This window comes from uncultured Psychrosphaera sp., from assembly GCF_947500655.1.
Taxonomy (GTDB): Bacteria; Pseudomonadota; Gammaproteobacteria; order Enterobacterales; family Alteromonadaceae; genus Psychrosphaera.
In genome coordinates this window covers 94,156-108,476 of record NZ_CANMSK010000010.1, presented here as the reverse complement: position 1 = coordinate 108,476, position 14,321 = coordinate 94,156, and the positions used below count along the sequence as shown (strand labels likewise).

The 14,321-nt window shown below is 37.1% G+C and carries 14 protein-coding genes and 1 pseudogene; 13 read left to right on the top strand and 2 right to left on the bottom strand.

Annotated features, from left to right (window positions below; translation table 11 throughout):
* Window positions 1-321 precede the first annotated feature (321 nt).
* The 10 genes and pseudogenes from Q0940_RS10270 (at window position 322) to Q0940_RS10225 (ending at window position 8,700) form a co-directional block, all read left to right on the top strand.
* Window positions 322-837, top strand: coding sequence for a peptide-methionine (S)-S-oxide reductase (locus tag Q0940_RS10270; RefSeq protein WP_299267958.1), 516 nt, complete (start codon window positions 322-324; stop codon window positions 835-837).
* 841 nt (window positions 838-1,678) lie between these two features.
* Window positions 1,679-1,864, top strand: a complete 186-nt coding sequence (locus Q0940_RS10265) for a hypothetical protein (protein WP_299267955.1) — start codon at window positions 1,679-1,681, stop codon at window positions 1,862-1,864.
* Window positions 1,854-2,960 carry an LPO_1073/Vpar_1526 family protein gene (locus Q0940_RS10260; protein WP_299267951.1) on the top strand — a complete coding sequence of 369 codons (1,107 nt, stop codon included), beginning with the start codon at window positions 1,854-1,856 and terminating at the stop codon, window positions 2,958-2,960. The genes Q0940_RS10265 and Q0940_RS10260 overlap by 11 nt, the downstream gene beginning before the upstream one ends.
* A 128-nt stretch (window positions 2,961-3,088) precedes the next feature.
* Window positions 3,089-4,063, top strand: coding sequence for a DUF4917 family protein (locus Q0940_RS10255; protein ID WP_299267911.1), 975 nt, complete (start codon window positions 3,089-3,091; stop codon window positions 4,061-4,063).
* Window positions 4,064-4,231: 168 nt separating this feature from the next.
* Complete coding sequence (locus tag Q0940_RS10250) at window positions 4,232-5,086, top strand: AbiJ-NTD4 domain-containing protein (RefSeq protein WP_299267908.1); 855 nt, start codon at window positions 4,232-4,234, stop codon at window positions 5,084-5,086.
* Window positions 5,087-5,140: 54 nt separating this feature from the next.
* Entirely contained in the window at window positions 5,141-6,043 is a 903-nt protein-coding gene (locus Q0940_RS10245; RefSeq protein ID WP_299267906.1) for a hypothetical protein, read from the top strand.
* Between the two features lie 41 nt (window positions 6,044-6,084).
* Window positions 6,085-6,894 (top strand): annotated as a pseudogene (locus tag Q0940_RS10240) (transposase); the annotation flags it as partial.
* Window positions 6,895-7,298: 404 nt separating this feature from the next.
* A complete protein-coding gene (locus Q0940_RS10235; RefSeq protein ID WP_299267901.1) occupies window positions 7,299-7,511 on the top strand; it encodes a DUF4177 domain-containing protein in 213 nt (70 codons plus the stop codon).
* 54 nt (window positions 7,512-7,565) lie between these two features.
* Window positions 7,566-7,949: a TM2 domain-containing protein gene (locus Q0940_RS10230; RefSeq protein WP_299267893.1), complete on the top strand. Its 384-nt coding sequence runs from the start codon at window positions 7,566-7,568 to the stop codon at window positions 7,947-7,949.
* Window positions 7,950-8,451: 502 nt separating this feature from the next.
* On the top strand, window positions 8,452-8,700 hold the full coding sequence (locus Q0940_RS10225) for a hypothetical protein (protein WP_299267890.1): 249 nt from the start codon (window positions 8,452-8,454) through the stop codon (window positions 8,698-8,700).
* Between the two features lie 314 nt (window positions 8,701-9,014).
* Here Q0940_RS10225 and Q0940_RS10220 read toward each other — a convergent pair whose 3' ends face one another.
* Complete coding sequence (locus Q0940_RS10220; RefSeq protein WP_299268021.1) at window positions 9,015-10,097, bottom strand: endonuclease/exonuclease/phosphatase family protein; 1,083 nt, start codon at window positions 10,095-10,097, stop codon at window positions 9,015-9,017.
* 265 nt (window positions 10,098-10,362) lie between these two features.
* Between Q0940_RS10220 and Q0940_RS10215 the strand changes: the two genes are divergently transcribed.
* Together Q0940_RS10215 and zapE are read left to right on the top strand one after the other, a co-directional pair.
* On the top strand, window positions 10,363-11,181 hold the full coding sequence (locus Q0940_RS10215) for a phytanoyl-CoA dioxygenase family protein (protein WP_299268018.1): 819 nt from the start codon (window positions 10,363-10,365) through the stop codon (window positions 11,179-11,181).
* A gap of 55 nt (window positions 11,182-11,236) precedes the next feature.
* Window positions 11,237-12,544: a cell division protein ZapE gene (gene zapE, locus Q0940_RS10210; RefSeq protein ID WP_299267887.1), complete on the top strand. Its 1,308-nt coding sequence runs from the start codon at window positions 11,237-11,239 to the stop codon at window positions 12,542-12,544.
* A 73-nt stretch (window positions 12,545-12,617) separates the two neighbouring features.
* Here zapE and Q0940_RS10205 read toward each other — a convergent pair whose 3' ends face one another.
* A complete protein-coding gene (locus Q0940_RS10205; protein ID WP_299267885.1) occupies window positions 12,618-13,607 on the bottom strand; it encodes an LLM class flavin-dependent oxidoreductase in 990 nt (329 codons plus the stop codon).
* A gap of 247 nt (window positions 13,608-13,854) precedes the next feature.
* On the opposite strand from Q0940_RS10205, the gene Q0940_RS10200 reads away from it, so the two are divergent.
* Window positions 13,855-14,184 carry a hypothetical protein gene (locus tag Q0940_RS10200; protein WP_299267882.1) on the top strand — a complete coding sequence of 110 codons (330 nt, stop codon included), beginning with the start codon at window positions 13,855-13,857 and terminating at the stop codon, window positions 14,182-14,184.
* The last annotated feature ends 137 nt before the right edge of the window (window positions 14,185-14,321 follow it).

Below are 14,321 nucleotides of genomic sequence, written 5' to 3'. Positions count from 1 at the left end.
AGATCTTCTCTTTTAGGCAGTGTGCTCTATCGGTAAATGAATCGTGGCAGTTGTACTTTTAACAACTACTTTAACTGTGATCCTTCTACTAAATCCATAGAGCACTTAGTATATGAATTCGGCGGTCTGAGCAACCAAACTAGGCTATCGTAAGATAAAATTTAGTCTGGTTGATATGTAATGATCGGCATTGTATATTACTGCGAAGAAACATTACACATGATAATTATTCGCAACTCTTATCTATCGACGCGCCATCTTAAATAGATTTTCTTCACGCTAAATATCGCTAATAAAAAATAATAAAAAATAATAAAAAATATGACAATAAAACCACAGAGTAACAATACCAACTCCCAGCGTGAAACTATCTATTTTGCCGGCGGATGCCTTTGGGGAGTGCAAGAGTTTATGAAGCACTTACCTGGTGTACAGGCAACAGAAGCAGGCCGAGCTAATGGTTCAAGCAACACAACTAATAGCAGCTATGACGGTTATACCGAGTGCGTAAAAGTAAGCTTTGATACAAACCAAGTTAACCTAAATCAACTTATCGGTTACTTGTTTGAAATAATTGACCCTTACAGCGTCAATAAACAAGGGGAAGATGTTGGCGAAAAATATAGAACCGGCATATACAGTAAGCAACCACGCCATCTAGAAATCGCCACTGACTACATAACCAACCGTGATGACGCCGATAAGATAGTTGTTGAAGTTCTACCGCTTACTAATTATGTAAAAAGCGATGAAGAACACCAGGAAAGACTAACCCGTTTCCCCAATGATTATTGCCATATCCCTAAGAAGACGTTGCATAAATATAAAGGCGATTAAAGGTTAGGGCGATTAGATATAATCGGTTTAATATTTTTAAGGGCTTAATTGGTTTTTTTACTCAAAGCTCGTGACTACAGCCGTTTCACCTCTCGGCGGTCATCAAGTAAACATCCCTGTATTGATGACATCCCATCATCCCTGATGTGGCAGGTCGTCAGTTTTAGTATTTATGAATAGATAGACAACCTAAGCGAGTACATCCATGGCGGCCATCAATAATACATCCCTGTACTCGACCATACCTTTTTCAACAGCCAAAAAGGTAGGCGCTCTTATAATGAAACAGTGCGCCGCTCCTATCAATATTCTTATCCTCAATAAAACTAAGTTTCATCCTCAAAAACGGGATGTACATTCGTCCCTGAACACCATCCCTTATTCGACGTCCCCGACAACTGCGTCCTGCGTTGTTCTAATTACATCCATCCATGGATTAATGTCTCATATTTTGGAAAACTTATTTTATTTCGGGAATATTTAGATGGAGAGGAAAAGCAAGAGCAAAAAGCTGAAAAATAACAAAGATTAAAAGCAGGACGAACCTGACGGTTCGCTTTTTGTTAGAAGTTTAAAAGTGGCGATCTTGTTTTCATTACACTCTCACTTGATGGCTGCGTTTATATACAGTGTTGGTGGGTTTCCTACCAAGTCAAGAAAACAGGAATAATGCCCATCCTTGGGGGATCACAAAAACCCGAGTCGTTACGTAACAAAGGTGTGGTAAATGTTGTAGAGGTTTGATATTAATAGTTGAAAATAAATAAGAGGAACCGCGTTGTCAGAAACTTAGGCAATCGTCCTCTGATTAAATTGTTATACATCATAGGAGTATGTGCATATGGAATGGATTGCGGAAAATAAAGACTGGCTTTTTAGTGGGGTTGCTATTGCCATACCTATTGCGATCATCGGATGGTTCATTTCTTCTCGAAGAAACAAGCAAGTTCAAAAAGGTGGTGATAACTCAACCAATATACAAGTCGGTGGAAATTTAAGTTTGGGTGGTAAAAAGGATGATGAGTAGGCAGAGCCAAAAAGGTGGTGATAACTCGACGAATATCCAAGCTGAGAATATGGTGATGCAACTTGGTATTGATGAAAAGCGTGCACGTGAGGTTTTTCAGGAAATGAACTTGCAGTTGAGAAAGGAATATACCCAAGAAGCATTAGAAATTGCAAACTCAAGAGTTTCAGAATTCGAAAATAGTCTCATGCCTAAAATGGAACAGGTCGATGGTGCATTAGAGGCTTTTGCAGATCCAAGTTTCCAACTGCTAGTTATTGAAGCTCAGAAAACGGCAGCATCAACTGAAAGAACCGCTGACTACGACTTATTATCCGAATTACTTGTTCATAGGTTTCAAAAAGGTGAAAACCGTATTGCTCGTGCTGGTATTAGCCTTGCGGTGGGAATTGTAGATAAAGTTGCCGATGACGCTTTACTTGGTTTAACTGTAGCCCATGCAGTTAATAGTTTCTTTCCAGTAACTGGTAATATTACTCAAGGATTAGATGTACTTAATGACTTATTCGGGAAGATTCTTTATGGTGAACTACCTGTAGGCCAAGAGTGGCTAGATCATCTGGATATATTGAGCGCAGTAAGATTAAATTCATTTGGTAGCCTAAAAAAGATTCAACAGTATTACCCTGAAATTTTATCTGGTTACACTGATGTAGGAATTGAAAAAAATTCCGATAGTTATACAAAGGCAATTGAAATACTAAATTCAAATCAGTTACCTCTAGATTTGCTAACCGACCATAGTTTCAATGCTGGCTTTCAAAGGCTTATAGTTTCTAATAGAAGACAGATTGAATCTATCACATTGCATCAACGGGTTTTACACGAGGGGCAATTAGTTCTTGTTCCTGTAGAATTAACTAAAGAGCAGATTAAAGCTATTAACTCTGTATATGATCTTTATTCTCAAGACGGAACTCTGAAGCAAAAAAATATCGAGTCGTTCATGGCTGAATGGGATAAAAGACAAAGCTTAATGGTTTTAAAAGAGTGGTGGGATAACATACCAACACTTCTGACAATAACTTCTGCAGGAAAGGTTCTAGCTCACTCAAATGCTCAAAGGTGTGACAATAAATTACCACCACTAAACTAAGTGTCGAGCAATGATGTATAACAAGCTGTTAAACAAGGACAAAAAACAGTTGGTTTTGCTCCTTCGTCGCTAATTTTAACCAACTATTTTTTGCCTGTTAACAGGGCGTTATAACTCAAGGAGTCAAATTGAAATTATTTGCGCAAGTCCTCGAAGAAATTGAGGATAAAGAGGTGAGTCTTTTATTGGGCAATGGTTTTTCTCAAGCCTGGGATTACAATATCTTCAATTATAAAAACCTCCTTGCATCAGCAAATTTTGGCTCTAGAGATCAAGCAATAAAAAGTATTTTTCATAAGTTGGGTACTTACGACTTTGAAACTGTCATGCAAACAATGATTTCTAGTATCTATGTCAGCCAATCATTTAATGAATATCCAGCTTTTGTAGAAGGTATTCAACTTGATGCTGAAAAACTGAAATCAACACTTGTTACTACTATTGCAGATACACACCCAAGTGTTCCAAATAATATAACTAATGAACAATATGAATTAGCCAGAAACTTCTTAAATTCATTTAATAATATTTTTACTTTAAATTACGACTTGCTGATGTACTGGGCTAGAAACATGAATGAATTGGAACCTGATAACTTTACAACTGATGATGGATTTCGAGGTAATCGTACATGGACCGGTGAAGAAACTGATCAAAATGTGTTTTTTCTTCATGGCGGCCTTCATCTTTACGATGAGGGAGGAGTAATCAAAAAGCATACTTATACTGAGTATGGCGAAACCATCATCGATCAAGTGAAAGCTAATTTGGATAAAAATAATTTTCCGATTTTTGTTGCGGAACCAAATCATCACAAAAAACTAGATAAAATATTGCACAATCCATATTTAAATTATTGCTATACCCAATTAGGTAAAATTAGTGATTCACTTGTGATTTACGGACATTCAATGGATGAAACAGATACACACATCTTTGATAAAGTTGATCGAAGTGGGATTAGAGATGTATACGTAAGCATATATGGAGACGCTAATTCTTGGGAGAACAGAAGAACAAAAGCAAATGCACTTTCATCTTTTAGTACATGTACCGTTCATTTCTATCAGGCAGAGAGTACACATATATGGAATGAGTTATAACAAGCTGTTAAGGTCGTAGAATAACTCTTTATTAAGAAAAACAGCCTGTTTTTTGGATTCCAAATGCATTACCTAATTCCTTAAATGGTTTATTTTAGGGACTCGCTTTTTAATTAAATTTGGTTGTAGGAGTTATTCTACAGCCTCGTTATCTCTCAAGGAGAATGAATGAGCTTTTCTGAAAGATATGGATATAAGCCAGTTAGGGAAATAATTCAAATTGAATCAATGGATGATCCTCTGAGGAGCGGACTATGGAGTCTTCTTAAACTTTATTGCTGGGATGACGCAAGCAACTCATCTGCTATGCATGGCGGCTATTATATTTCAGAGTCTTCCAATAAAGAGCTTTATTATCTCAGTACAAAGCTTTGGTTTAATTATTTTAAGAAGCCATTAGATAACCTTGATAATGACTGGAGTAAAGTCTTATCTCAGCTCAGGCATCATTTTTTCGAGAGTGAATGGTATGAAGCATATGACTTCATAGAATTTATTGCCAACAATTATAACCGCTATCAATTTAAGGATGCATTTTATAAAGCCTGTAACGATCTTTTTGAGAAAGAAATGTCGGCTTATCGCTTCGTTGACGGAGTTATAACTAGAATTACTGAGCAACAAGAAATACAAGAAATTGAAGATGCCTTGGAAAGCAAATTCGGTCCGGTAACAACGCATATTCGTCGTTCGCTCGAGCTTTTGTCTGATAGGAATCAACCTGACTATCGAAATTCTATTAAAGAATCTGTTTCTGCAGTTGAAAGTTTGGTTGCACAAATACTTGGGGTCGAGACTGGGACTCTTGGTCAGCTGATTAAGAAGCTAGAAAGTGAAATCGAGTTGCATCCTGCCTTAAAAACAGCATTTAGCAGTTTGTACGGTTTCAGCTCCGATGAAGGCGGGATTCGTCATGCTTTAATGGAAAAAGATAATAATGACTATCATGATGCAAAATTTATGTTGGTAGTTTGTTCTGCGTTTATAAATTATGTTGAAGGTAAGTCGGAGAATAAGAAATAACAAACAAAGTTAGCGGATGCTTTGGGCGTTATATTTTATATTCGGAGAAATAATGTGAAATTAGTACAATGGACGTTATTTATTGATATGTTGGGGTATAGAGATATCAATGGTGCTATTAATTCTGAAGCTAAAGCCAAAGAATTCATTGCGTTCATGGAAGAAAACAAAGCTGGATTAAACTTCACCAATCGGACAGAAGTCAAAGAACAATATAAGAAAGATAAAGCGTTTAATTTATATGAGTATTATGACGTCAAACATGCTTTTGTATCAGACTCTCTGATTATAACTTTTAGCCCTAAAGAAGTTCGGACCTTAAAAAAAATCAAAATGAAATATATGCATTCGGCTAATGCTCTTTTCATTATTTTGATGAGATTGCAAGCAATTATCTTTAGTTGCTTTTCGCAAAAAGGGCTTTTTCTTCGCGGTGGTATCTCGACTAAGTACTGCTATATAAAAGATGAATTTGCTGTAGGTGAGGGGTTGATAAGTGCTTATAAAGCCGAAAGTTCTTTAGCAATTTACCCACGAATTGCTTTCAGCCCAGAGGTATTAAAGGACAAACAATTAAAAGACAGCGTAACTGACTTATCGAAAATTATGTACGGAGGAAATAATATAATTAAGCTAGATAGCGATGGAGTGCATTACCTTGATTATTTGGGATACAATTTATCTACAGTTGATATGAGGATCCCAATGGTTGCTGGACTAGTTGCGAAAAATCCACATCAATATTTATTATCGGTACAGCATATAAAGTTATTTTTTGAAAAACATGCTAAAGCTGTTGAAGACAAACTGACTGAGTTGGAAGCAAGGAAGACTGGACTAAATGCTGAAAAACTTGAGAAATTGCAAAAAGTCATAGACAAATTTTTATGGTTAAAGAACTATCACAACTCTTCCTTATCAATCCATCAAAATTACTCTGAGTATGTGATCAAATAAAATATAGAAGAATAACAAGGCCACCCACTTTAATTTCTATTGAAGCCTGTGCTTATGCCGTCATGAGCAACCACACTCACCTTGTATTACATGTGAATGTACAACAAGCACTTAGTTGGAATACAACTGAAGTATTAAAAAGATGGCATAAAGTATTTAAAGGCACATTACTGACAAAAAAGTACCTATCTTTGGCAGAAAATGAACTTGATACGTTAAGTAAATCAGAGCTTCTAGCCATAGAGCAAACTACGGTTATTTACAGAAAGCGTCTAATGGACATAAGTTGGTTTATGCGTGTGTTAAATGAAGGTATAGCAAGACAAGCCAATAAAGAAGATAACTGCACAGGGAGGTTCTGGGAAGGACGTTTCAAATGCCAAGCCTTGTTAGATGAGCCCGCTTTACTTGCCTGCATGGCATATGTCGATTTAAACCCAATAAGAGCAAAAATGGCAACCACACCAGAAACCTCAAGCTACACCAGCATAAAACAACGCATTCATCATGCAGTTAATCAAACCCAACCAAACACATTAAAACCATTCGTTGGTAACCCAAGAAAAGACAGACTTAATGGTATTCCATTTGAATTAAAAGAATACATAGAATTAGTAGAGATGACAGGACGTTGCATAAGAGAAGACAAAGCAGGACATATAGACAACAACTTACCGACTCTACTGGATAGGCTAAACATAGAGCCTGACAATTGGTTAATTATGACCAAGCAATTCACCAAAGTATTCCATGGTGCAGTAGGTAATGAGCATGTATTGCAAAACTTCAGTGAGAACTTACAACTAAAACGACGACCAAACTTATCGAGTTGCAGAAGGTTGCTGGCTTAATAAATCTACAATTGAAAAAACAACGACATAAACCACATCAGAATGCTCTGAAATCGTTAGGTGCCCGGCATTCAACCAAAACGTAAGTACATCTGAAATTTTCAGTTTAGACCGCTAATTTAGACTAAAGCACTAAGATAATAACGTCAGAAAGTGCATAAGTTTATTTTAATTTTACAAAGTCTAGTGATTTAATTTAAAGTGGGTGGCAATGTAATAATTATGTAATAGACATTGAAAATAGAATAAGTTATTGAATCTTAGAGGAATGTGAAATATTGTAGTTTTTATTTAAAAGATTGGCTGAGAATGAGAAATTCTACAGCCTCGTTATGCTTCAAAGTGAAATGCCTCTCACGAACGAAGTATATTTACCCATGAGGCACAAATAAGGAGGAAGCAAAATGGCTTTCAAAGAGTATAAAGTTCTTCATATCGTGGAAGGTGGTTTAGGCACGATATTTCTAGGAGCATCAGGCATACCAGTAAAGAAGATGGAAATAGCTCTCAACAAAGAGGCCGCTGACGGCTGGACATTAGCTTTCCAAATAATAGAGCAAAAGCGTTTTTTGCTATTCTGGAAACGCGAAGCCGTGATTATTACGTTAGGTCGCTAATGAAACCAATTCTGACAGGGAGATGTCTCTGTTCAGAATGAATGGGAAATGAAAATGTCATCTAAAGAAGAAGTTCAAGAAAAAGAAGAAAAGATTCGGAAATTAGTCAGAGAATTACCAGACGACAGAAGGCTGGCGTTTTTTAAAGAATCGGAAAAGAAGCTGAAAGATCCAGATACATATGCAACTCTTAACTATATATTCATTGCTGGACTGCATCATTTCTATTTAGGTAAATGGGGGCGTGGCCTAATGAATATTGTGGTTTTTTGGACAGGTGTAATACTGTTGTTTACTGATTTCACTGGAATGGGAGTGATTATTATCATTGCAATCAGCATCTTTGAACTTTATGAACTGTTCAAATCACAGACTATTGTTCAAGATCACAACAACTGTGTAATGGAAGACATCTATCAAAATATACAAAAAGCATAACAAGGCAAATGCACTCGGACGGCTAAAAGCGGCGCGGTTTCCGCTACGCAAGAACCACACCACTTTGTAACAGCCGGTGATTTGCGACGTTATGTGTATAGGAGAATGTGGTGACTCACGGTGGCTCAGGAATCATATTTCCAATTTTAATTCTCTTAATATTATCATTACCGATTTTGCTTTTATGGGTCTATAAAGGCTCAGGGGATTTAACTAAAAGACGAAGAATTGGATTTACTCAAATATTAATTTTGGCTTTGTCTATTATAATGTTTTTTTCAGGCATTAATTTATTACAAAGTATTGGTCTAGTAACATGCTTTTTGATAACTATTTTCATGTTAGTTACACCAATAACTTTTAAACGGTTTGTTAGCTAAAATACACATAACAAACGCCTTAAAGCGACAATGCTATGCAGTCACGCTTTTAGCAAACAACGCAAAAAGCCCGCCAGCGAAATGCGGATTAGGCGGGCGTTAGCACTCATATGGGAAATCAAATGTACAACTCTGGCTACGAAGAATCAGATTGGCATATTTTGAAGCATGCAATTCTAGCTTCATCAAATAAAAACTCTAAAGGAAAACATAAAATATTTGATGAACTTCCCGAGCATTTAAGAGCTAGTGAGATTGGCGATCTTATATATCAGAGCGTATATTTAGGCCATAAGAAAGCAGCGGAAAAAGCCGAAGAAAAACTAACTGGTGGAGCTAAGGAAAGCTGGCTTATATTGGCAAAATCGTAAAGTGCTAACAAGTCTGTTAACTTGTACAAATATGTAGCTACGTATTTTGTGTTGTAGCTTCTCGTCAGTGTAAAATAAAAAGCCAGCCCACCTTAATTTGACAGTTATTTAATCTATTAATTTTGATATCGTATTTTTCTGAACTATAAGGTTTCGCCCCTCGGCGGTCACCAATACAGGGATGTTTACTTGATGACCGCCGAGGGGCGAAATAAGATCTATTGAGTAAAAACAGAATTAAAATTAAGTAAATGTCAGTATCTGCAACTCAGATTTCTAGCTCTTGATTTAGATCTAAAAAAAACATCCCGCACTTATGTCCTGAGTGCCAACGTCACCATAACTACTCCATGATCAGTACTTTCACCGTCGTGTTCAAAAATAGGATTGATTAGGTGATTATCATAAGTTTCATAATGGCTTACTTGGTAAAGACTGCTGTGATAACTGGCGTCGAACTCACAGGATAATAATATGTAATCTAATACTGAGCCACTACCGCCAAAGTAATGGGTTGGTGTGCGTTGAATTTCTGGTTTTTTATCATCTACAAGATCATCCACTACTTCATTTTTGATAACGCTTTCAAATAAATCCCATGCATCATTTAAGGTATATTTAGCTAGATAAGCTTCTTGGTCGAAGGTGGAGATAAAGCGTAGTGAGTTGGTGAGTAAGTGGCTTAATACGCCATCTTGTAAGGTGTTATTAAAGTCACCCATTAATACCATGGGATTGTTTGTGGCTTCTCGTCGCTCAATCATAGCAATCATTAACAAGCTTGCTTCATTACCGCGTTGTACCGTTGAGCCCCAACTACCGGCAACTTGTGCTTTTAAGCTTTCGATTATATTTTTTTCTGGCGCGAGATCTGAGTTTTTATCATCAAATTCAATCATTGAACGTTTAGATTTAAAGTGCACAACGTAACAGTCACAATTACCTATGTGCGGTGCGTCTATTGTTGCTCTGAGAACGTTACGGCTAAAGGAGAAGTCTTTGTCTATCGCTAAGGTTTCCATCAGCTCAGTATTTGGTGTTACTGCAACGGCTTCTACAATCGGATAACGTGATGCAATGGCAACAACTGGGCTTCGGTAAATAAAGTCGTCAATAACCTCTGGAGAGTCGATTACTGCAAAATACGGGTAACCTTGGCTTTTAACCAATGCTTGCAGAGACTCTGGGCTAAATACTTCTTGAAAACCAATAATGTCTGGCTCATGCTCGGTTAAATAGTCACAGATCCATTTTTGTTTTTTGCGCCATTGTTCTGCACTGTAAATACGCTCAAATTCATAATAAGCATAAGGTGGTTCTAAATAATTAAACAAGTTGAATGTAGCAATTTTAAGTTGCAGGTTTGAAACGGCAACAGTGGGAAATAATTGGTCGATGGTATTTACTCTAGGTTGATGACTTGTAATAACTAACACCTAGGATCACTAAGTAAGGCGAGTTAAAAGTATACCTTATGAATTCATGCTCTGTGAATCTTTAATAGGTGAGTCTTCCATTTGCAAGCATTTAATAGGTAGATACTCAATCTGTCTATAAATTGCTAGAATGCGCACAGAGCTTAAATTATCAAAGTTTAAATTAGCAAAGTTTAAATTATTAGAACTTATATTAGTAAACAGGTTAAATCAGTTAATGCCACACATGTCCGATAACTCTCCTTCAACTAATCACCTAAAACCACAGCAGCTAAAACCACAGCAGTTAAAAAGCCAGTACGATGAGCTTGGCTATTTTGTGGTGCGAGATTATTTTAGTGCAGCAGAAATGGCGGCGTTAAGGGAAGTCATTTTAACTTTTCATAATGCTTGGAAGTCTGACAATTTAGAGTTTTATAAGGAGGTGGCGTTTAATTCCTCTTTAATCACTGGTAGTGAGTATTTAACCGACGACAACAGAGTAAAGCTGTTTAACTTTATTAGCTCTCCTAAAATGATGACGTTAATAGATACTGTGATACCCGTTAATGCATCTTTTATGAATACCCAGTTGTTTTTTGATCCGCCAAATAGCGAGTTAAAAGATTTTTGGCATCGTGATTGTCAGTACGATCATGATATTGAAAATCAAAAGAAAGCCATAACCGAAACCCAAGTTATGCATTTACGTGTGCCTTTGTTTGATGAGCCTGGTATGGAGTTAATTCCAGAAACTCATAAACGTTGGGATACACCAGAAGAGCTTGATGTGCGTAATGAAGAAAACGGCCGCTTAAGTAATGAAAACTTACCTAACGGCACAAAAATTAAATTAGCGGCTGGAGACGTTTTAGTTTTTTCAGCAGATATGATCCACCGTGGTATTTATGGCCTAGACCGTTTGGCCTTTGATATTTTGGTGTTTGACAGTCAATCGGATTTTTCTGATCACGTGGACGACGACTGCTTACCTAATGCGGTTTTGTTAAAGGAAATTGATAACCCTAAAATTTACCTCAATACGATTTATGCCAAAAAAAACTAAAAAGACCAAAATAGAGTAAGCAAAAAGGCTAATCAAAAAGAGTATGCAAAAGACTATGCCAAATAAATCGCCACTTGCCCAATACCAAGCATTAGTTAGTGCAAATCAAATAAGCTTTGATGTTGCACAGCAACAGGCTGTGGAGTTGTTACAGCAATTGTATGTGAGCTTGTTATCAGCTGAGAAAAAACCTATAAGCAAAAGTAAGAGTGAAAACAAGTTAGCTATACCAAAAGGCATTTATTTGTGGGGCAAGGTAGGGCGCGGTAAAACGTTTTTAATGGACTTGTTTGTTAATAGTCTATCAAGTTCGTTTGATGCAAAAATAGGTAAGCGCCAGCATTTTCATCATTTTATGCAAGATGTACACACTCAGCTGAACAGGCTAAGCAGCGTAAAGCTCAGTAGTAAGAAGCCCAGCGCTAAACAGAACCCATTAAAACTGATAGCCGAACAATTTGCTAAACAATATAAGGTGTTATGTTTTGACGAATTTTTTGTTTCTGACATTGGTGATGCCATGTTGTTGGGGAATTTACTACAGTATTTGTTTGAGTTAAATGTGGTTGTCATTTGCACCAGTAATTGTGTGCCGCAAGAACTCTATAAAAATGGTTTGCAACGTGAGCGATTTTTACCTGCTATTGCTGCAATAGAACAACATACTCAGATCTTACACTTATCTGGTGAGCAAGATCACAGGCATCGCGCATTAACCTATCAGCAAAATTATTTTGTTTTAGCTAAGACAGAGTATGAACAAATTGCTTTGCATCAGGACTTATTAACTCGCTTTTACTTAAATGGATCGGATTTAAAAGCTGTGAGCCGCAAAGTAGAAAAACCTAATGAGCAAGATCCGCTTAACACGACTGACAATCAAATCACTGTTTTAGGTAGGCAGATAAACTACGTTGCGATAACTAAGCCAGAAGACGATGAGGCTAAAGTTCACGCTATTTGTTTTGAATTTGGTGAGTTATGCCAAGGTGCCCGCAGCCATTTTGATTATGTAGAAATAGCGAAACAGTTCTCAACTATATTACTGTTTAATGTCCCGCCTATGAGTGGACAGTCTTATGAACGAATTAAAGCTAGAGGCACAGAAGATAATGGGTCTAACATTAATATTTCATCGGCTACAACGGGTGAACGCGAGGTAGTCTTAGCGCCAATGGATGATGCCGCTAGACGATTTATCGCGCTGGTGGATGAATGTTATGACGGTAATGTTAATCTAGTTATTAGCGCTTATGTGCCACAAAGTGAGCTTTATAATAGTGGTACGTTAATGTTTGAATTTGAGCGTACCAAAAGCCGATTGGTGGAAATGGCGTCCAAGGAGTATTGGGAACAAATTTAGCTAAGCCCTTGTTTATTAAACAAGGGCTTAAGAAGCTTCGTCTTAAGAATATTTTTCTTAAGATCATTCAAATTTACGATTTTACGGACATTAGTATCTCTAATGCGTGATGGCGTTTTTCACTGTCGTATAAATCATTGGTGAATATAAACTCGTCCACACCAAGATCATTTACTACCGTTTCTAACTTTTGCTTAATTGTCGTTGGGCTTCCAATCACACTTAAGGCTAAAAAGTTATCAACTTGAGCTTTTTCTTGTGGGCTCCATTTTCCATCCATACTTTCAACAGGCGGTTGTAACCATAATGCTTGGCCTCGCATAAGTGCTAATACTCTTTGTTTTGATGTCGTGGATAAGTATTGAGCTTCTTCGTCCGTGTCTGCGGCCACAACCGGCAAGGCGAGCATAAAGTATGGTTTGGCAAGTGTAGCTGACGGTTTAAACTCGCGTCTATATAGAGCTACCGCATCTTGTAAAAAGTGCGGCGCAAAGTGCCCAGCAAATACATATGGTAAGCCTTTTTCTGCAGCCAATTGTGCGCTAAATAAACTTGATCCTAATAACCAAATAGGCACATTGGTGTTTTCTCCAGGTATAGCTCGTACTGGATGTGTGCCGTCATAAGGGCCTAACAGTTTTTGTAATTCACTAACTTCTTCTGGGAATCGTTCGGCGCGGCGCATGTCGCTGTTTAATGCATGGCTAGTTACTTGGTCGCTACCCGGTGCTCGTCCTAAGCCTAAGTCGATTCGGTTTGGATATAAACTTTCTAATGTTCCAAATTGCTCAGCAACTACTAACGTCGAGTGATTGGGTAACATGATGCCACCAGAACCAACTCGAATACGTTTAGTTTTCCCTGCAATATGACCAATTAAAATGGACGTGGCGGCGCATACAATGCCTTCCATATTGTGATGTTCAGCTAACCAGAATCGGTTAAATCCTAGCTCATCTGCTTTTTGTGCGTATTGAGTACTTCTATTTAATGTTTCAGAAACCGTTGCGCCTTGTTGCATTGGGGCAAGTTCTAATAATGAGAAAGGAATGTTTGATAACAAAATAGCGCCTCTAAATACTTTTGGTAATTACTTTTATATATGGCTCTAGCTGATATGTAATTCAAGGTACTGTTGTTATAAATAATGTATTTCAGATTTACTTTGTAATTAATTGAATTTATGGAATAAAAATTGAACTAAATGCAAATAAAGTCAGGTTTAACCTTGCTAGATTTCAATCTCCCGACTAGGCTTTTGGCAGCTAAAAGGCGATTACACAAATTATAATCAATAGGAATTAATTAGTATGAAAAAAGTAAGTGTTTTATTGTTGTTATCAGCTCTTGCTGGTTGTAGTGCAACTGACTCTGGATCTTCTACCGCTAAGTATAGCGAAGCGCTTACAAAGCAGTGTATTGCAGCTTTACCTGAAACTGATAAAGACAGTAAACAGAGTGCGACTGATTGTGCGATGAAAGCTGGAAAAAAAATTCATACCGCATACCGCATTTATGAATTAAGAGCCGATGCTGACTATAAAAAATGTAAAGAAAGCACATCAAGTAAAGAAACACTTGAAGAGTGTGTGGAAATTGCAAAAGAAGAATACTATCAAAAAGTAATTGATGCGAAATAAGCTAGATTAAATTTAGACTCAAATATTAAGTGAGCTACATTTAAGTGCATACTTAGCTTCAGTTGACTACATTTGAGTCCACAAAAGCCGATTAATTAACGTTAATCGGCTTTTTTTGTTTTTGTCTAAGTCCTAAT

What these genes read in the sequence shown, in the direction of transcription:
- Q0940_RS10215 (WP_299268018.1), top strand. Translation starts at nt 10,363, where the DNA reads ATGTCCGATAACTCTCCTTCAACTAATCACCTAAAACCACAGCAGCTA.
- Q0940_RS10270 (WP_299267958.1), top strand. Translation starts at nt 322, where the DNA reads ATGACAATAAAACCACAGAGTAACAATACCAACTCCCAGCGTGAAACT.
- Q0940_RS10225 (WP_299267890.1), top strand. Translation starts at nt 8,452, where the DNA reads ATGTACAACTCTGGCTACGAAGAATCAGATTGGCATATTTTGAAGCAT.
- Q0940_RS10250 (WP_299267908.1), top strand. Translation starts at nt 4,232, where the DNA reads ATGAGCTTTTCTGAAAGATATGGATATAAGCCAGTTAGGGAAATAATT.
- Q0940_RS10230 (WP_299267893.1), top strand. Translation starts at nt 7,566, where the DNA reads ATGTCATCTAAAGAAGAAGTTCAAGAAAAAGAAGAAAAGATTCGGAAA.
- Q0940_RS10265 (WP_299267955.1), top strand. Translation starts at nt 1,679, where the DNA reads ATGGAATGGATTGCGGAAAATAAAGACTGGCTTTTTAGTGGGGTTGCT.
- Q0940_RS10200 (WP_299267882.1), top strand. Translation starts at nt 13,855, where the DNA reads ATGAAAAAAGTAAGTGTTTTATTGTTGTTATCAGCTCTTGCTGGTTGT.
- zapE (WP_299267887.1), top strand. Translation starts at nt 11,237, where the DNA reads ATGCCAAATAAATCGCCACTTGCCCAATACCAAGCATTAGTTAGTGCA.
- Q0940_RS10235 (WP_299267901.1), top strand. Translation starts at nt 7,299, where the DNA reads ATGGCTTTCAAAGAGTATAAAGTTCTTCATATCGTGGAAGGTGGTTTA.
- Q0940_RS10260 (WP_299267951.1), top strand. Translation starts at nt 1,854, where the DNA reads ATGATGAGTAGGCAGAGCCAAAAAGGTGGTGATAACTCGACGAATATC.